The 17112-nt window shown below is 61.5% G+C and carries 15 protein-coding genes and 1 pseudogene; 6 read left to right on the top strand and 10 right to left on the bottom strand.

Annotation, left to right across the window (positions count from 1 at the left end; all coding sequences use genetic code 11):
• Positions 1–8: 8 nt before the first annotated feature.
• From BS629_RS06995 to hemC, 4 genes are all read right to left on the bottom strand, one after another.
• Positions 9–1631, bottom strand: coding sequence for a heme biosynthesis protein HemY (locus tag BS629_RS06995; RefSeq protein WP_018243932.1), 1623 nt, complete (start codon positions 1629–1631; stop codon positions 9–11).
• 4 nt (positions 1632–1635) lie between these two features.
• Positions 1636–2907, bottom strand: coding sequence for a COG4223 family protein (locus BS629_RS06990; protein ID WP_018243931.1), 1272 nt, complete (start codon positions 2905–2907; stop codon positions 1636–1638).
• A gap of 68 nt (positions 2908–2975) precedes the next feature.
• Positions 2976–3683, bottom strand: a complete 708-nt coding sequence (locus tag BS629_RS06985; protein ID WP_018243930.1) for a uroporphyrinogen-III synthase — start codon at positions 3681–3683, stop codon at positions 2976–2978.
• A gap of 7 nt (positions 3684–3690) precedes the next feature.
• On the bottom strand, positions 3691–4620 hold the full coding sequence (gene hemC, locus BS629_RS06980) for a hydroxymethylbilane synthase (protein WP_018243929.1): 930 nt from the start codon (positions 4618–4620) through the stop codon (positions 3691–3693).
• Between the two features lie 72 nt (positions 4621–4692).
• Between hemC and tsaD the strand changes: the two genes are divergently transcribed.
• From tsaD to BS629_RS06950, 6 genes are all read left to right on the top strand, one after another.
• Positions 4693–5802: a tRNA (adenosine(37)-N6)-threonylcarbamoyltransferase complex transferase subunit TsaD gene (tsaD, locus tag BS629_RS06975; protein WP_018243928.1), complete on the top strand. Its 1110-nt coding sequence runs from the start codon at positions 4693–4695 to the stop codon at positions 5800–5802.
• Entirely contained in the window at positions 5799–6782 is a 984-nt protein-coding gene (locus tag BS629_RS06970) for an NAD(P)H-dependent glycerol-3-phosphate dehydrogenase (protein ID WP_018243927.1), read from the top strand. Before tsaD ends, BS629_RS06970 begins: the two co-directional genes overlap by 4 nt.
• A gap of 9 nt (positions 6783–6791) precedes the next feature.
• The gene (locus tag BS629_RS06965; RefSeq protein WP_003543605.1) at positions 6792–7085 is read left to right on the top strand and encodes a YciI-like protein; all 294 of its coding nucleotides are present in this window, start codon (positions 6792–6794) and stop codon (positions 7083–7085) included.
• 2 nt (positions 7086–7087) lie between these two features.
• Positions 7088–7519: an EVE domain-containing protein gene (locus BS629_RS06960; protein ID WP_003543603.1), complete on the top strand. Its 432-nt coding sequence runs from the start codon at positions 7088–7090 to the stop codon at positions 7517–7519.
• A complete protein-coding gene (locus tag BS629_RS06955; protein ID WP_018243926.1) occupies positions 7516–8199 on the top strand; it encodes a class I SAM-dependent methyltransferase in 684 nt (227 codons plus the stop codon). The genes BS629_RS06960 and BS629_RS06955 overlap by 4 nt, the downstream gene beginning before the upstream one ends.
• Before the next feature lie 81 nt (positions 8200–8280).
• Complete coding sequence (locus tag BS629_RS06950) at positions 8281–9960, top strand: glycoside hydrolase family 3 protein (protein ID WP_018243925.1); 1680 nt, start codon at positions 8281–8283, stop codon at positions 9958–9960.
• A 57-nt stretch (positions 9961–10017) separates the two neighbouring features.
• Here BS629_RS06950 and BS629_RS06945 read toward each other — a convergent pair.
• The 6 genes and pseudogenes from BS629_RS06945 to dapA form a co-directional block, all read right to left on the bottom strand.
• Positions 10018–10224, bottom strand: a pseudogene (locus BS629_RS06945) (hypothetical protein); the annotation flags it as partial.
• 469 nt (positions 10225–10693) lie between these two features.
• Positions 10694–11107: a DUF3830 family protein gene (locus BS629_RS06940; RefSeq protein ID WP_018072093.1), complete on the bottom strand. Its 414-nt coding sequence runs from the start codon at positions 11105–11107 to the stop codon at positions 10694–10696.
• Entirely contained in the window at positions 11104–12537 is a 1434-nt protein-coding gene (gene hydA / locus BS629_RS06935; RefSeq protein ID WP_018243924.1) for a dihydropyrimidinase, read from the bottom strand. Before hydA ends, BS629_RS06940 begins: the two co-directional genes overlap by 4 nt.
• 11 nt (positions 12538–12548) lie before the next feature.
• The gene (locus tag BS629_RS06930) at positions 12549–13277 is read right to left on the bottom strand and encodes an amino acid ABC transporter ATP-binding protein (protein WP_011653851.1); all 729 of its coding nucleotides are present in this window, start codon (positions 13275–13277) and stop codon (positions 12549–12551) included.
• Complete coding sequence (locus BS629_RS06925; RefSeq protein WP_032980576.1) at positions 13274–16207, bottom strand: FAD-dependent oxidoreductase; 2934 nt, start codon at positions 16205–16207, stop codon at positions 13274–13276. Before BS629_RS06925 ends, BS629_RS06930 begins: the two co-directional genes overlap by 4 nt.
• 11 nt (positions 16208–16218) lie before the next feature.
• A complete protein-coding gene (gene dapA, locus BS629_RS06920; protein ID WP_018243923.1) occupies positions 16219–17109 on the bottom strand; it encodes a 4-hydroxy-tetrahydrodipicolinate synthase in 891 nt (296 codons plus the stop codon).
• Positions 17110–17112: the final 3 nt, after the last annotated feature.

Below are 17112 nucleotides of genomic sequence, written 5' to 3'. Positions count from 1 at the left end.
GTTCCATTTCAGAAAAGGCGGAGCCGTGTCTTGGGTTCCGGTTCCACCCTGGGATCGCGAACGCCGGGATCATCCGGCAGTCCGCCAAAGAAAGGTTTTGCCTCGCTCGGCGCGGGCGCTTTATCGCCCGCGGCTGGTTCGGCGGGTTTCGGTTTTGCCGATGTCGGTGCCGGTGCCGGCGTGGGGCGCACGGCCTCGGCAATCGTCGCGGCGCGTTCCAGCTCAATGATGCGATGGTCATTAACCGGGCTTTCCGGCCTGACGTCACGCAGCGGCGGCAATGTCTTCAAAGCCGTTTCGATCGAGGCCGGTGCCGAACCGTCCTCGAGCGGACCCTCGATCTGGCCGAAGGGCGCCTTCCATTCGAAGGCGTCGAGACGGCCGGTCACCGGAGATACCGGCAGCCATTTGTCGGACACGAAGCCGTCTGCCACCCAGGCCGGATCGCGCGGCGCCTTGAGCGCCTGGGCCAGCCAATGGCGCACGCGACCCTGGTCTCCGGTCTCGGCTTCTTCGATGTCGGCCAAAAGCAGGTAGGCGGCTTCACGCGGCTGCATGCGGGCCGCCGCTTCCGCCTTGGCACGAGCCTTGGCGAATTCCTGCGCGTCGAGTGCCGCCTGGGCGACGACGAGAAGGGATTCGACGTTGTTCGGGCGCTGCCCTTCCAGCCGTTCGGCACGCTTCAGCCGGTCGAGCGTGGAATCGCCGCTGCGGGCCCGGACATAGGCTTGTCCGATCTCAGGATGAGGCGCCGATTTCCAGGCCTGTTCGAGGATCGAGGCGGCCTTGCGCACGCCGCCTTCGCGGAACAGCGCCTTTGCGGCAATGAGGGCGGCCGGAATGAAATCGGCGGCAAGCTTCAGCGCCTGCAGGGCGTCGTCGCGGGCACCCGTCGGGTTGCTTTCCAGCTTCTCGGCGGCGCGCGCGGTCAGGAGGACGGCGTGCAGACGGTTGGCTTCGGCCTTTTCGACGACACGGGCGGCCTTTTGCTGTTCGAGCAGGCGGATCGCATCATCCCAGCGGCCGGCCTGGCTGCGATATTCGAGCGTCGCCTGTGCCGCCCAGGGAAGATATGGCGCGTTGTCGGCAGCCTTTTCGGCATATTGGCGGGCCGCCTCGTTGGCCCCGAGACGGCGGGCTTCCAGATAGAGGCCGCGCAGGCCAAGCTCGCGCGTCTCTGGATCGTTGGCCATCGCCTCGAACTTGGCGCGCGCCTCATCATGGCGGCCTTCGATCAGGGCGGCCTGGGCCTCGAGCAAGTTGATCAGCGGCTCCTGATCGGCGCGGATGAGGCCGCGCGAGCGGGCGGCCATCTTGCGGGCGAGCAGCGCATTGCCGGCGCCGGCGGCGATCAGGCCGGTCGACAGCGCCTGATAACCGCGGTCCCGCTTGCGGGCGCGGAAATAACGCGTCACCGAATGCGGTGAGGTCCAGACCAGGCGGACGAACCACCAGGCGATCATCACGGCGGCGATGAGGGCGATGATCGCGCTGGCGGCGACGATCAGCCTCGTCTGGTAGATCTGGCCCTCCCAGATCAGCGAGAGGTCACCGGGACGATCGGCGAGCCAGGAGAAGCCATAGGCGAGAAGCAGCACGAAGAGGGCGAAGACGACAAGGCGGATCAGCATGGTCTCACCCTTCCTTGCCGGTGCCGGAAACCGCTTTCGACAGCGCCCCGCCGACCAGTTCCTCGACGCGGATGCGCGCTTCGAGCGATTGCTTGAAGGCGGTGGACGCCTGCTTGCCGAGGGCCGGCAGATTGTTCCATTCGGCGGATGCGCCGGGCAGGTCGCCGCTTTTCACCTTGTCCTCCATGCGGGCGGCGATGGCTTCGACGCTTTCGCCCTCGATATTGCCGACGGGACGGACGCTCACCAGCGATTTGGCGCTCGACATCAACCGGTCCGACCAGCTCTGGTTCGGATCCGGCTGGTTGACGGCCTCGACGATCGCGGTGGCGACATCGGGAACTTCGGCCACCAGCTCGGTGCGTGAGGGAATGCCGGTTTCGGCAAAGGCTCGGAGATCGGCAACGGCTGGATCGTCGGGTGCGACGCCGGCGAAGGTGTCGAGTTCGGCCAGGAAAGGACCACCGCGATCGATCGCCGCCTTCAGGGCGGCAGCGGCGATCGCCCGGGCAACGGCGACGTCCTCGCGCGGCTCGTTCAGCTTCTTTTCGGCCTCTTCGAGGCGCTTGGCAATATCGGCGCCATTCGTCGTCTGCTGCTCGGATGACTGGGCAAGCGTCGAGCGCAGCTGGTCGACCTGACCGGTTAGTTCCGCAATCTTCTGGTTGAGTGCCTCGACGTTAACAGAATCGGCCGGTGCGGCGACCGCGGGGGCCTTCGCAGCCGTTTCCAGCGCAGCGACGCGCTTCTCAAGCTCACCATTATCCGCACTCGCCGGATTGGCGGCGAGGTTGGCGACGGCCTGTTTCAGGCCGTCGATCTCGCCGGCAAGATCGGCCGTTTCCGGCGAGGTCGTCTGCGGCGCGGAGGAGCCCGGGAGGTAGCCGGCATACTGGATAGCGCCGGCGCCAAGCAGCGCCACCAGGCCGCCGAAAATGCCGGCGGCAATGAGACCCGAGGTGCCGGCGCTCTTCGGCGCAGGCTGTTCGGGAGGAGGGGTGAAGGAGGGTTCTGGAGCTGCCGGTTCCTCCTCCGGCGCGTCCATCACAGGCTTCTCTTCATATTCGGCATGCGACGCAGTCTCGGTTTCGGGCGGCAGGCCGACATCGGCGGCAGCGGTGCTGTCGGCGTCGGCAGTTTCATTGTCTACCGGTTTTTCGGTATCGGCTGCAGCGGCGAATTCCTGTGCATCGAGGTCGATCGTGACCGGCTCGTCGGCGCTCTTCGAATGGCGTGGCGGGTTTCCCGATACCATGAGGTCCTCTTTATTCTGCATTGCAACGAAACTAGACAGTGATGCCAGTTAAGGGAAGAGGTTAGATCAAATTTGGGCGGTTAGAGCCGTCAAAGCAGCGACAGAAGACTTTTCTCATCCGCCATCGGTGAAATCTCGACGTTTTTTTTCAGAGCCGTCGGGATGGCTTGCGCCACCGCCTCGCTGAGGCAGAGAAGGCGGATTCCGCTGTGTTCCGGCACGGCCGATCGCAGTTCCGGCGCGCGAAAAAAATCCTCGGCCGTCTGCCGGGAATAGAAAAGAATAGCCTGAGCGTGAGGGCCGGAGAAAATCGATTCGATCTCGGCCGGGCTGGGTACGACCGGTTGCATACGATAACATTCGGCGACGGAAAAATCGATGCCGAGTTCGCGCAATCTTCCTTCAAAAGTCTCGGCGCGCGGGGTGCCAGCGAGGTAGAGCAGCGTGCCCGGTTTCTCCGCCGCGATGAGATCGGCGAGATCGCGGCCGTTGCCCTGGGATGAGGCGACCGATCGGAAGCCGAGGCTGCGCGCTTCTTCGGCCGTCGTTTCGCCCACCGCAAAAAGCGGGCGGGCAAGATGCGGGTGAAGTTGCTCCCCGAGAGCGGAGAGGACCCTGATGGCTTCGGCGCTGGTCACGGCGATTGCGCCGCTGGTGGTTGCAAGCGCGGCTAGGGCGGCGGCGCTGTCGTGCAGCGGCTGACGCAGCGGCAGCAGCAGGGGCTCGTGGCCCATATCGCGCAAACGTTGTGCGGTTCTCGTCGCCGAATGCGCGGGGCGGGTGACGAGCACGCGCATGGCCGCTTCAGTGCCAGTCGTCGAAAAAGGCGCTGCCGGCCCTTGCGCGCACGTCCTGGCCGGCGCGGGTCCCGAGTGCTGCCGCATCGCGGCGGTGGCCGTCGGTCGTCACCGCATGCTGGCTGCGGCCGTCGGGCGTGATGATGAGGCCGGAGAACCGGATCAGATCGCCTTCGCAGACGGCATAACCGCCGATCGGCGTGCGGCAGGAGCCGTCGAGTGCCGCAAGGAAGGCGCGTTCGCAGGAGACGGTGTCGAAGGTCGGGCCATCGTTGACGGGCGCCAGCAGATCGTCGACCCTGGCATCGCCGATGCGGCTTTCGATGCAGATCGCACCCTGCGCCGGCGCTGGCGGGAAGGTGTCGGGATCGAGGATATCGGTCAACACGTCGACCTTGCCGAGGCGTTTCAGGCCGGCAAGCGCCAGCAGGGTCGCATCGACCTCTCCCTCTTCGAGCTTGCGCAGGCGCGTTTCGACGAGGCCGCGGAAGGTGATGACGTTGATATCCGGCCGCATGCGGCGGATCAGCGCCTGGCGGCGCAGCGATGAGGAACCGACGGTGGCGCCATGCGGCAGGTCGATCAGTTTGCGCGCGGTGCGGCCGATGACGGCGTCGCGGATATCTTCACGCGGCAGATAGGCGGAGAGATAAAGCCCCTCGGGCAGCTTCGTCGCCATGTCCTTGGCGGAATGCACGGCGAAATCGAGCTCGCCGGCGGTAAGCTTCTGTTCAAGCTCCTCGGTGAACAGGCCCTTGCCGCCGATCTCGGCCAGCGACCGGTCGGTGATGCGGTCGCCCTTGGTCGTCAGCACGACGATCTCGAACATTTCCTCGGGCAGATGATGCGCCGCCATCAGCCTGTCGCGAGCCTCATGCGCCTGGGCAAGCGCCAGCGGGCTGCCTCGCGTGCCGATCCGGAAAGGTTTTGTTTGCATCCGCTCTATTCCGTTGTTACCGGAGTTCTCGTAAACGGGTTTCCATCCCATCGCAATCAACGAACAGGCTTCATGGTTCCCTTTCTACGCATCCTTGGCATCGAAACGAGCTGCGACGAGACCGCCGCCGCGGTCGTCGAGCGCGATGCTGAGGGGCATTCCAACGTGCTGTCGGATGTCGTGCTTTCCCAGCTCGACGAGCATAGCGCCTATGGCGGCGTGGTGCCAGAGATCGCCGCACGCGCCCATGTCGAGGCGCTGGACGAGCTGATCGAGGAGGCGCTGAAGCGCGCCAATGTGTCGCTCAACGATGTCGACGCCATCGCCGCCACCTCGGGGCCGGGGCTGATCGGCGGGTTGCTTGTGGGGTTGATGACCGGCAAGGCGATCGCCAGAGCCGCCGGCAAGCCGCTCTATGCGGTCAACCATCTTGAGGGCCATGCGCTGACGGCGCGGCTGACGGACGGGCTGTCCTTTCCCTATCTGATGCTGCTCGTCTCCGGCGGCCATACCCAGCTCATCCTGGTGCGCGGCGTCGGACGGTATGAGCGCTGGGGCACGACGATCGACGATGCGCTCGGCGAAGCCTTCGACAAGACGGCAAAGTTGCTCGGCCTGCCCTATCCCGGCGGACCGGCGGTGGAGCGGATGGCGCGGGACGGCAATCCCGATCGGTTCGATTTTCCGCGGCCGCTGGTCGGCGAGGCACGGCTCGATTTCTCCTTCTCCGGCCTGAAGACAGCGGTGCGGCAGGCGGCGCAGGATATCGCGCCGCTCAGCGATCAGGACGTGGCGGATATCTGCGCCTCGTTCCAGAAGGCAGTTTCGCGGACGCTGAAGGACCGTATCGGCCGTGGCCTGCAGCGGTTCAAGACGGAATTTCCGACGATATTCTCTGCTACTGGCGAAAAGCCGGCGCTGGTCGTTGCCGGCGGTGTCGCCGCCAATCTCGAACTGCGCGGCACGCTGCAGGCGCTGTGCGACAAGAACGGCTTCCGCTTCGTCGCGCCGCCGCTGCACCTCTGCACCGATAATGCCGTGATGATCGCCTGGGCAGGACTGGAACGGATGGCGAGCGGTGCCGCACCGGATACGCTCGACGTGCAGCCGCGTTCGCGCTGGCCGCTCGATTCCAATGCGGAAACGCTGATCGGCTTCGGAAAACGAGGGGCCAAGGCATGAGCGAAAACATCGCGGTCGTCGGATCGGGGGCTTTCGGCACGGCGCTTGCCGCCGTGATCGCGCTTGCGGGACGAAGTGCCGTGACGCTCGTCGGGCGTGATCCGTCACTGATTGCCGATCTGAAATCCGAACGGCTGCATGATGCAGTGCTGCCCGGCATTCTCCTGCCCGACACGCTGGAATTTTCCGCCGAGGCGGATGCGATCGCCGGCGCTTCCATCGTGCTTTTTGCGATGCCGTCGCAGGCGCAGGCCGATGCGGCGCGGCAATATGGACCTTATCTTTCCAAGGATGCTGTCGTCGTTACCTGTGCCAAGGGTATCGAACGGACGACGGGCAATCTACTGACCGACATGCTGGAACGGGAACTGCCGGACCATCCGATCGCCGTGCTCTCCGGTCCGGGGTTTGCCGCCGATATTGCCAAGGGCTTGCCGACGGCGATGGCAATCGCGGCAGCCGACATGGAGACCGCGGAGCGGCTCGCTCAGGCCATATCAGGCCGAACCTTTCGGCTCTACGCCTCCAACGACCGGATCGGCGTGCAGCTTGGCGGCGCGCTGAAGAATGTGCTGGCGATCGCCTGCGGCATCGTCGAGGGCTGTGGTATCGGCGATTCCGCGCGTGCGGCGCTGATTGCGCGCGGGCTTGCGGAAATGTCGCGTTTCGTCGTCGCCAAGGGCGGGCAGGCGGATACGGTACGCGGGCTTTCCGGCCTCGGCGATCTGGTGCTGACAGCGACAAGTCATCAATCGCGAAACCTGCGCTTCGGCATAGCGCTCGGGCGCGGCGACAAGACCGATCCCCTGCATGGTGCGCTGGTGGAAGGTGCGTTTGCCGCCTCCGTCGCCTCGCGGCTTGCGGCGGAATTGAAGGTCAGCATGCCGATTACCGATGCCGTTTCCGCCATCATCGACGGCAGGCTCGATATATCGGAGGCGATAGAGCAGCTGATGACGCGTCCGATCACCACCGAATAGGAGACAGACATGCTTTTCGCCCTTCTCTGCAAGGACAAACCGGGACATCTGAACGTGCGCATGGATACGCGTCCGACGCATATCGAGCATCTGAACAAGCTGAACGCCGAGGGCACGCTGAAGATCGCCGGCCCGTTTCTCGATGACGACGGCAAACCCTGCGGCAGCCTGATCATCGTCGAAGCGGAATCGAAAGAGGCGGCGCGTGCGCTTGCCGATGCCGATCCCTATGCCAAGGCCGGACTATTCGAAAGTGTCGACGTCAAGGCCTACAACTGGGTCTTCAACAAACCGGAGGCGTGAGCATGGCGCACTGGCTCTATAAATCCGAACCCGCTTCCTGGTCCTGGGAGCAGCAGAAGGCTGCCGGCGAAAAGGGCACGGAATGGACCGGCGTCCGCAACTATCTGGCCCGCAACAATATGCGGGCGATGCAGATCGGCGACAAAGGGTTCTTCTATCATTCCAATGACGGGCTGGAGATCGTCGGCATCGTCGAAGTCTGCGCCCTGTCGCATCCCGATTCTTCCGCCAAGGGCGATCCGAAGTGGGATTGCGTCGATATCCGCGCCGTCATGGACGTACCGAAGCCGGTGACGCTGAAGGATGTCAAGGCGAGCGAGAAGCTCGCCAAGATGGCGCTCGTCACCTCGATGCGGCTTTCGGTGCAGCCGGTGACAGAGGAAGAATATCTCGAAGTCTGCCGCATGGGCGGACTGGACAATCCGCCGCGTTGAAGACTGATCCGCAAGCTTTCATCCGCGCCAATACCAGCCTGATGCCGCCGCCGCATGTGCCGGAGATTTCGCTCTATCTGGCAAGCGAGGCGCATGAGCTCTGGCTGAAGACGGAGGAGGAGCTGCAAGCGATCGGCCTGCCGCCGCCCTTCTGGGCTTTTGCCTGGGCGGGTGGCCAGGGACTGGCGCGCTACATTCTCGATCATCCCGAGACGGTGCGCGGCAAGCGGGTGCTGGATTTCGCCAGCGGTTCCGGCCTTGTCGGCATTGCGGCTGCGATGGCCGGTGCCCGGGAGGTCATGGCTAGCGATGTCGATCCCTGGGCGGAGACGGCAGTCCGGCTGAATGCCGAGGCCAATCGCGTTTCACTCGGATTTACCGGCGCCGATCTGATCGGGCAGGCCGTCGACGCTGATATCGTGCTTGCCGGCGACGTCTTCTACGACCGCGCTTTCGCCGATGCGCTCGTTCCCTGGTTCGCGAAGCTGGCAGCCGACGGCAAGTGGGTGCTGGTCGGAGACCCCGGACGCAGTTACCTGCCGAGAGAGCGACTGGAATTCTGCGCGGTTTATGAGGTGCCGGTAACGCGGGCGCTGGAGGACAGCGAAATCAAGAAGACGACGGTGTGGCGCTTCGCTCGGCACGAGATATCCAAAATGTTCCCGACGAACTTAACCTGACATCACCGAACTGGCTTATGACGGGATAGCGTGCATATTCACACGGGCTATCCGCAGAGCGTTGATCAACGGGGGGAACTTATGACGATTTACGACGAGCTTCGCAAAGCGCCGTTCAACCTCGACGACGCTGCGATATCCTGGCTCCACGACACCTATGCCTCGCTCGATCTTGATGACAAGATCGGCCAACTCTTCACCTTGATCATGATCGGGACGGATGAGGAGGATTTCAAACGCATTGCTTCACTCAGGCCGGGCGGCGTAACCCGCTTCTTCACGGCTGACCTCGAATTCGAGCGGCGGGTCATCTCTGACCTCGTGGCCAAGAGCAAAGTCCCGCCCATCATCAGCGCAGACCTCGAAGGCAGCCGTCATTCCTTCGCTTTCGGCACTCCGGTGCTGGGTCAACTTGGCCTTGCCGCCGTCGACGACGTTCAGGCGACCGAGAGAAGTTCAGAAATCTTGGCGCGCGAGGGCCGCGCGATGGGGGTGCGCTGGTCCTTCACGCCAGTCATCGACATAAATACCGCGTTCCGATCACCGATTGTCGGTACACGGTCATACGGCTCCGATGTCAACAAGATTGAGCGCCACGCGGTTGCCCATATTCACGGTCTCCAACGAAATGGAGTTGCCGCCACCGCAAAGCACTGGCCGGGCGAGGGATATGACGACCGCGATCAGCACCTCGTCACGACCACCAATCCGCTTTCCATGGACGAGTGGAAGGAAACCTTCGGTCGGCTCTATAGAACGCTGATCACCGAAGGCGTGTTGGCAATAATGAGTGGGCACATTTCCCTTCCGGCCTATATTCGATCGAAGATACCAGATGCCGGGCTTGAAGCTTTCCGACCGGCCTCGGTTTCGCGGTTGCTGAACGTTGATCTTCTCCGCGACGAACTCGGCTTCAATGGTATCATCGTCTCTGACGCGACACCCATGGGAGGGCTGTCCGCCTGGGGCCACCACCTCGATACGCTGCCTGATATCATCGCAAATGGCTGCGACATGATCCTCTTCAGCGATGAACCTGAGGAGGATATGGCGGCGGTCAAGGCTGCCGTCGAAGATGGGAAAATTACTCCGGAACGACTTGAGGAAGCGGTTCTTCGCGTGCTGGCGCTCAAGGCGCATCTCAAACTTTTTCAACCGTCAGATGTCCTCCCCGATGCCGCTGAAGCGCGCCGCCTGCTTGCGCATCCAGACAATGTCGCTGCATCAAGGGAATACATCGGCCGCTCGCCCACGCTTGTGAAGGACGTCAATGGTATCTTTCCGCTCGATCCGGCGATGATAAAGCGTGTGCTACTGGTCGACGGCGGCATCATTCATCCGCTCATGCCGCAGCCACTGAAATTCTTGCTACCCGACCTGTTGCGGAAGGAAGGTTTCGAAGTCACGATCGACCGATCGGACATCGTGCCGACCCCCGACGACTTCGACCTCGTCCTCTACGCGCTAGGCGATGAGTCGCTGCTCGTACGAGGCCGGATATTCGTCGACTGGCATAGGATGGGTGGTGGGGGCCTGTTCAAGGCCATGTACCGACCGTGGACGAATATTCCCTCCGTAATGATCTCATTTGGGCATCCCTATCACCTTTACGATGCGCCGCGCGTACCGGCCTATATCAATGCGTACTCCACCATGGACAGTGTCCAGGAAGCCGTCGTTGATTGTATGCTCGGTCGCAAGCCCTTCCTCGGCACCAACCCGGTAGACCCTTTCTGTGGCCTTGAAGATGCGCGCTATTGAAGTCGTTGGGAGCAGAGGCTGCCGGCCTATTGGAACGGGGCAACAGGCGCGTTCCGATCATTCGCGATCGCCCGGACCACAAGTCGTCAGCCGGCGATCAAAGGCGGCTTCATACACCATCGTCGCGGCGGCAAGATCGGCCAACGCCGTTCCGACTGCCTTGTAGAGAGTGATCTCGTCGTTGGACGTCCGCGCTGGACTATCCCGGCGACACAGTTCGTCAAGTGTGGCACGCACCGCATCCGCAGAAATGACGCCGCCTCGACGGGAATAGAACCATCGGCACAGCACCGCCTTACCTGCTCGACAGGGGTATCACAGCGTCATTGCGCATCACCACCTCTATATGGGCGCAGAATGCTGAGAGACGGGCGAGGAGGAATTGGCGGCGAAGCCATGAGCCTCTGCAGAAGAGACATCTTACGCGTTTTGGGCTGCTTCTGCGACGGAGGCAGTTCTTGCGCCGCTCTTTTCGCAAGTTCGAAGTCAAAATCAAAAGACATTTCGGGCCTCGTCCACCATTGGAAATCTCGAAGAAAATCTCGAAAACTAGAATGCAGGAAACGTGCCAACCGCTGCGTTAGGCGCTGCTGGCACGCCGGCGTCAACCCTGTCGCCTCGCGCTATTGCGCCTAAAGCGCGTCGCGATCTTTCCTCGCTCGTCGCACTTTAGGTCTTTGTTTTTACGCATGTCGTTATCGCAAAACCGCTGCACAGTTTTGCGCGACATGCTTCAGGATACGGCCTCAAATCGAATGGATTGCGCGCCTTCCCACAGCGTGAGGCGCCCTATTTCGGCGAGTTGGTCGAGATTGGATGTGATTGTGATGAAATGATTGCCAGCCAGTTGGCCCATTTTCGATGAAAAATCGACGCCTCCGTAGGCAAGCAGGATTTCCGTTTCGCTGATGCCTCCCGGGTAAAGGATGATATGACCGGGGGCCGGATGGCTTGTATGGTTCTCATAACCGACGCCGAAATCATGGTCGCCAAGCGGGATCCAAACGCCCTCGCCAGACCAGCGAACGTGCACGATTTTCCCATCGAACGGCATCTGCTTGATGAATGCTTCACAGGTTTTGGGCGCTCTGGCAGTTTCCAGGACAGCGTCGAAGATGAATGGCCCTGCTGTAATTTTCAGTTTCATGATGTCGCTCTTGTTAGATTTGACTGCTTGTTGATTTGTCTCGCCGCGGCTTTCCGATATTGCCCGTGGCCCTTGGTACCCACCAGGACGCCGTTTTCGACGACAGTTTTTCCGGCGACAATTGTCGTTATCGGCCAGCCGGTGATCTCGATCCCCTCGTAGGGCGAATAGTCTGCGCCATCATGCAGTTCCGCATGGCGAATGGTCCGCTGGATGGTTGGATCCCAAATCGCGATGTCCGCATCCGCCCCTACGGCAATCGTTCCCTTTTGTGGATAGAGGCCATAGGTCTTTGCATGGTTCGTTGATGTCAGGGCGACAAAGCGCGGCAGATCGATGCGTCCGGCCATGAACCCTTGCGAAAATAGGATGGGAAGGCGGGTTTCGATGCCTGGAATGCCATTGGGAATGTGCCTGAAATTCGTGCGGCCTTTGGGGTTAAGCTTCCCGTGCTGGTCGTTGTAGCGGAATGGACAATGATCAGATGAAAAGAGTTCGAATGCCCCGGTCTCGATGCCGCGCCAGCATTCTTTCTGGGCATCTTCATCCCGCGGCGGCGGAGAGCAGACAAGTTTCGCGCCCTCCCAATCCATGCCGTCGAGGTCCTTGGCGGTGAGCGTCAGATATTGCGGGCAGGTTTCCCCGACGACCTTGACGCCTCTCGTCCTTGCGCGAGCGATCTCTTCCATCGCCTCGCCGTTCGAGACATGCACAATGACAACAGGAACGTCTACGATTTCGGCGAGCGTCAGGGCGCGGTGCGTGGCTTCACGTTCGACAGCGACCGGACGGGTGGAGGCATGAGCGCGTGGGGCAACGTCGCCGGCCAGCTCGTGTTTTTCGATCAGGAACCTGATTGCGTCCTCGTTTTCACAATGGACCATGACGGTGGCGCCCGTCCGTCGCGCGACATCGAGCGTCTTCAGGATCTGCGCGTCATCGAGGCGCAGGCTCTCATAGGTCATGAAGACCTTCAGCGACGGATAGCCGTCTGCCACAAGCGCTGGCAACTCCTGGCCCAGCACGGCGTCGCTCGGGTCGGATATGATCAGATGAAAACTGACGTCGGTATAACACTGGCCCTCTGCGAGCGCATGATAGGCCGTTAGCACCTCTCGCAGCGACTTGCCCTTTTCCTGAAGGCAGAACGGCATGATGGTCGTATTGCCGCCGAACACCGCCGACAGCGTTCCGCTCTCGAAGTCGTCCGCCATCTCGATCCCTTCGCCCGAAGGCTGGGAGATATGGACATGGCTGTCGATGCCGCCTGGAAGGACATATTTGCCCGAGGCGTCGATCGTGCGCGCAGCACCCGACAGGCTCTGCCCGATCTGGACAATCTTGCCGTCTTTAATGCCGATATCCGCCTGGAAAACATCCGCAGCAGTCGCCACCGTGCCGTTCTGGATGATGAGATCGTAGTTGCTCACAAGCCTGACCTTCAGTGTTGCAGGATTTTGCCAAGGAAAGCTTCGGTTCGCGGATTGTGTTTTCCCGCGAAAAACTCCTCGCTCGGACGATCCTCGACGATCTCGCCCTGATCGATGAAAATCACGCGTGTCGCCACCCGGCGGGCAAATCCCATCTCATGGGTGACGACCATCATCGTCATGCCGTCCTTTGCCAATCCGGTCATGACGTCGAGCACTTCGGAAATCATCTCTGGATCAAGCGCGGACGTCGGCTCGTCGAAGAGCATGGCGAGCGGATCCATCGCGAGCGCCCGCGCGATGGCCACGCGCTGCTGCTGCCCGCCGGAGAGTTGGCTTGGATATTTTTTCGCGTGGTCCGTCAGCCCGACGCGATCAAGAAGCGCCATGGCCTTCGCGTGGGCTGCCGTTTCGCTGCGGCCAATGACAATCTTCTGCGCCAGCATGATATTGTCGATGATCGTCAGATGCGGAAACAATTCGAAGTTCTGGAAGACCATGCCCACTCGTGTGCGAAGGTTCGGCAGGTCGGTCTTCGGGTCACCGACTTCGATACCATGCACCCGGATCGAACCTTCCTGAAACTGCTCGAGCCCGTTGACGCATTTGATCAACGTCGATTTGCCCGACCCCGAGGGACCGCAGACAACCACGACCTCACCGCGCTCGACGTTCACCGAGCAGTTCTTAAGGACAGCGAACTGACCATAATATTTGGTAACGCCAGTGATCTCAATCATGTCCGGCCTTTCTGGAAACGCGCGATGGAAAAGGGTTGCAAGGCTCTATCGGTCTCGCGACCGAGAACGAGCCGAGATGTCAACTGGCCGACGATCGGGCCGAGCGTATAGCCGTTTGAAGTGACGGCGTTGAAGAACCCGGGCATTGACGGATGTTCGCCGAGGATCGGCGCACCGTCGATGTTGATGTTCATCGCCGCCCAGCTTCGGATGACGTGAAGTTTGCGCAGAGCGGGAACGACGTGCTGGGCAACCCAAAGGTTCCCCTCAAGGCTCGACAGTAGCGGGCGTGGATGTTGATGGACGGGATCGAGGCCTGCGGTCCAGCCGCCGCCGATGATGAAGTTCCCGTTTGCCGCCTGCTTGAGGGTCAAATGGCGGTCGGCATGGGCGACGAGACACGAGATCAAAGGTGCTGCGGCCTCGGTAACCACCATCTGCAGCGGAGCACCGAATACCGGCACATCGACACCGAGCATCGCGCCGATCCTTGAAGCGAAGGCTCCGGCTGCATTGACGATCCGTTTTGCCCGCAATATGCCCCTCGATGTCTTGACCTCGAACCCGTCGTCCGAGGTCCTTATTCCGGTGACCTCGCAATTTTCGAAGAGTTGAGCGCCGTCTCGCCGTGCCGCCTCCCATATATATTGCGTCGCGACGAGAGGGTTGATCTTGCCCTCCTGGGAACAATAGGCAGCGCCGACAAAGTGGGAAGACAGAGCAGGCTCGAGGGAGCGCAGTTCCTCTTGCCCGATCAAGCGGCAATCGATCCCGGCCGCGCACTCCACCCCGACCTTTTGCGCCAGAAAACGCATATGGTCATCGGTTTCGGCCACCATGAGGCCGCCTGTGACCTTCATCTCGAAATCCTGTCCGAGCTCGCTTTGCAGCGCCGCCCAAAGAGCGATTGAATCACGCTGGAGGGGAAGTGTTTGAGCGGCCGCTCCGCCGCCACCTTCGGCACGGGCACCGTGGTCGAAGGAAAGCAGCTGGGCATGAAGGCTTCCGGCATTCCCTCCAGACGCCAGCGAGTTCGCAAAAGTGCGCTCGACCACCACAACGTCCTCGCCTTCCCTGGCAAGGAAGAGCGCCGTCGAAAGGCCTGCAATGCCTGCGCCGATGACCAGCGTGGACGTTTCCGCCACCGGCAAAGCTTGAGGATTCGCCACTGGGGGTTTTTCCGGCAAAAGTGCGCGCTTGTGGCCGCCCCATTCCGGCTTTTCGACCGCAAGCGCCGCCAGCGGAATAGGCCGAAGTGGCATTTGCGGAGCCAGAAATCCGCTCGTTTCGCCAGCGAGGTGCCGTTCTTTCGCGACGTCAGTGATCGCTTTGCCGCAGTAGCGGCTCTGACACCGCCCCATGCCTGCACGCGACAGGCGCTTCAATGTCGAAATGTCCTGCGCACTATCTGCGCTGAGCGTCCTCAAGACACCATAAGTCACGCCTTCGCAACGGCAGATCAATGCGTCATCTGGCAGAATTGCCGTCTTTATCTTTGCATCGTCCTTCGGCGCAAAGACCTGCCAAAGAGCTTCCTGAAATCGTCTATGGCGGGCGAGCCGTTTCATTGGGCTTTCGTCGGTTTGGACAAGGAGGCCCAATTTTCGAGCAATCGCCGCAGCGGCGATCTGCCCTTCTGCCATCGCAACATGCGCGCCGCCGAAACGCGCCGCTTCACCGACAACATGCACATTTGCAAGCGTTGTCTGACCGTCAAGATCCCGCACCGCCCGCAGATCGCCGCCGACGACCTCATGGCCGCATCCGAGTAGCCGCGACAGCTCATTGGAGGATGCGAAATTGCCGCCGATAAGGACCGTGTCAGCATCGAGATTGGTCTCGCCGCCTGGTCCGGCGAACGTGACGCTCTCCACCCGCTGCGAACCGTTGATCGAGGTGAGTACGCTATTCCAGCCTATCTTGACGCCCGCGGATCTAAGCGTCGATATCTGGCGCAATCCGTGACGGGCGAGAGCGGGATCCGTTGTCAGAAGGCCGAAGGCTGCTGCAGGGCGAGACCACGGTGGTGGTGCTGCTTCCAGCAAAGCGACTATGGAGGCTCCTGCCTTTCGAAGTTCGTTTGCGACCTGCATATTCAAAGGGCCGTTTCCGGCGACAATGATCCTTCGGCCGGGAACGGTTCCATAGCTCCTCAGCAACGTCTGGGCGGCCCCTGTTGTCATCGCACCAGGAAGTGTCCAACCCCTGACCGGCGTTGGGCGTTCGTAGGCCCCCGTCGCGATGATGAGTATTTTCGGCTTGCAGTAAAACGCATGGCCGGACCCATAGCCGGCGATAATAAGCGAACCGTCGTCGTCACGTGCGGCACCCCACACCACTGAAGCGGTTAGAAATGTCACGCCGTGATCGCGCACTTGCCCTATAAGCGCTGCGCCGGATAAAGCCTGCTCGTCGCCACTCAATCGCTCGGCGGCGCTCCGTGTCGAGGGTTGTTTGAAATACTGCCCGCCGGCAGACGGCCGTTCATCAATGACAGTCACCTTGGCGCCGGCCGCAGCAAGGACCTCCGCGGCGGCAAGCCCCGCGGGGCCCGCTCCGACAATGAGAACGTCCATCGTCCTTGTCGTCAAGGAATGCGGCACACTGCAGAGATCGGCAATCTGACCAGTGGCAAGATCTGGCCGCGCAGCGGGGCGCAGAACTTGCATGTCATCGTCGACAATGGTCATGCAGGCCCGCTGGCTGACTTTTCCGTCGATCGTCACGAGACAGTCGTGACAGACACCCATTCCGCAGAAGAGGCCACGGCCCTCGCCTTTGATGCCTCGGGAAAATTCATGCCGCCCCGTCGCTTCGATGGCGGCGGCAACAGACATGCCCTTTTCGGCAAATATCTGCAGACCGTCGACCGAGAGCCTGACCCGCGCATCGTCGGGTCTCAAACTCTGGTTTATGGAAGCGACGGGCATGATGGAATTCCTCAGACGCTGAACGTCAGACCGAAATCGGCCACCAGCCTCTTCATGGCGGCATCCTGCGCGGGCGGCAACGGCAGGCGCGGCGGACGCGGCAGGCCTGCGCCAAATCCCATGTGGGTCAGCAGTGACTTCGTTCCTGCGACATAGGCCTGGCCCCCGACCGCCTGAATGACAGGCAGCCATTTGAGGTAAAGCTCTCTTGCCTCATCGAACTTTTTCTCATTTGCGACAAGTTCGAAGATCCGCGCCATCGGTCCTGGCGCAACATTTGAAGCCACTGCCACCCAACCCTGCGCACCCATAACGAAAGACTCGAACCCGAGTATGCCCCCGAACACAGTCATATCGTCGCCGGCCAGTCGGATGATATCGCGCACGCGCGTCACTTCGAGGGTGGACTCCTTGATATAGTCGCAGCCGTCGATTTCGGCGATGCGCTTGACCAACTCCGGCGTCAGATCGACGTTTGCGGTCGCGGGATTGTTGTAGACCATAATCGGGATGGCCACGGCAGACGCAATGCTCTTGTAGTGGTGAACGAGTTCGTCATCCGTTGGGGTGGAATAGAACGGCGGAATAATCATGACGCCGTCAGCCCCCATTGCCTCGGCCTTGACGCTAAGGCGAATGGACTCCCGCGTATCTTCCGCTCCCGTGCCGATCAAAACAGGCACTCGTCCCGCGACAGTTTCGATGACGGTCCTCGCCACACCATCGCGCTCTTCCTCGCTGAGTGACAGAAACTCACCTGTCGATCCAAGAGGGATAAGACCATGGATACCTTCTTTGACCTGCCAGTCGGTAAAGGCAGCCAGCCCCTTCAGATCGACCGCGCCGCTGGCATCCAACGGAGTAATCATCACGGTGTAGACACCGCGGAACGTCTTCTGCATTTG

Source organism: Rhizobium leguminosarum bv. viciae USDA 2370, from assembly GCF_002008365.1.
Taxonomy (GTDB): Bacteria; Pseudomonadota; Alphaproteobacteria; order Rhizobiales; family Rhizobiaceae; genus Rhizobium; species Rhizobium leguminosarum.
This window is presented reverse-complemented; position numbering and strand designations above follow the sequence as displayed.

Excerpts from the sequence above, each read along its gene's own strand:
- BS629_RS06995 (WP_018243932.1), bottom strand. The coding sequence starts at position 1,631 with ATGCTGATCCGCCTTGTCGTCTTCGCCCTCTTCGTGCTGCTTCTCGCC.
- BS629_RS06990 (WP_018243931.1), bottom strand. The coding sequence starts at position 2,907 with ATGCAGAATAAAGAGGACCTCATGGTATCGGGAAACCCGCCACGCCAT.
- BS629_RS06985 (WP_018243930.1), bottom strand. The coding sequence starts at position 3,683 with ATGCGCGTGCTCGTCACCCGCCCCGCGCATTCGGCGACGAGAACCGCA.
- hemC (WP_018243929.1), bottom strand. The coding sequence starts at position 4,620 with ATGCAAACAAAACCTTTCCGGATCGGCACGCGAGGCAGCCCGCTGGCG.
- tsaD (WP_018243928.1), top strand. The coding sequence starts at position 4,693 with ATGGTTCCCTTTCTACGCATCCTTGGCATCGAAACGAGCTGCGACGAG.
- BS629_RS06970 (WP_018243927.1), top strand. The coding sequence starts at position 5,799 with ATGAGCGAAAACATCGCGGTCGTCGGATCGGGGGCTTTCGGCACGGCG.
- BS629_RS06965 (WP_003543605.1), top strand. The coding sequence starts at position 6,792 with ATGCTTTTCGCCCTTCTCTGCAAGGACAAACCGGGACATCTGAACGTG.
- BS629_RS06960 (WP_003543603.1), top strand. The coding sequence starts at position 7,088 with ATGGCGCACTGGCTCTATAAATCCGAACCCGCTTCCTGGTCCTGGGAG.
- BS629_RS06950 (WP_018243925.1), top strand. The coding sequence starts at position 8,281 with ATGACGATTTACGACGAGCTTCGCAAAGCGCCGTTCAACCTCGACGAC.
- BS629_RS06940 (WP_018072093.1), bottom strand. The coding sequence starts at position 11,107 with ATGAAACTGAAAATTACAGCAGGGCCATTCATCTTCGACGCTGTCCTG.
- BS629_RS06930 (WP_011653851.1), bottom strand. The coding sequence starts at position 13,277 with ATGATTGAGATCACTGGCGTTACCAAATATTATGGTCAGTTCGCTGTC.
- BS629_RS06925 (WP_032980576.1), bottom strand. The coding sequence starts at position 16,207 with ATGCCCGTCGCTTCCATAAACCAGAGTTTGAGACCCGACGATGCGCGG.
- dapA (WP_018243923.1), bottom strand. The coding sequence starts at position 17,109 with ATGCAGAAGACGTTCCGCGGTGTCTACACCGTGATGATTACTCCGTTG.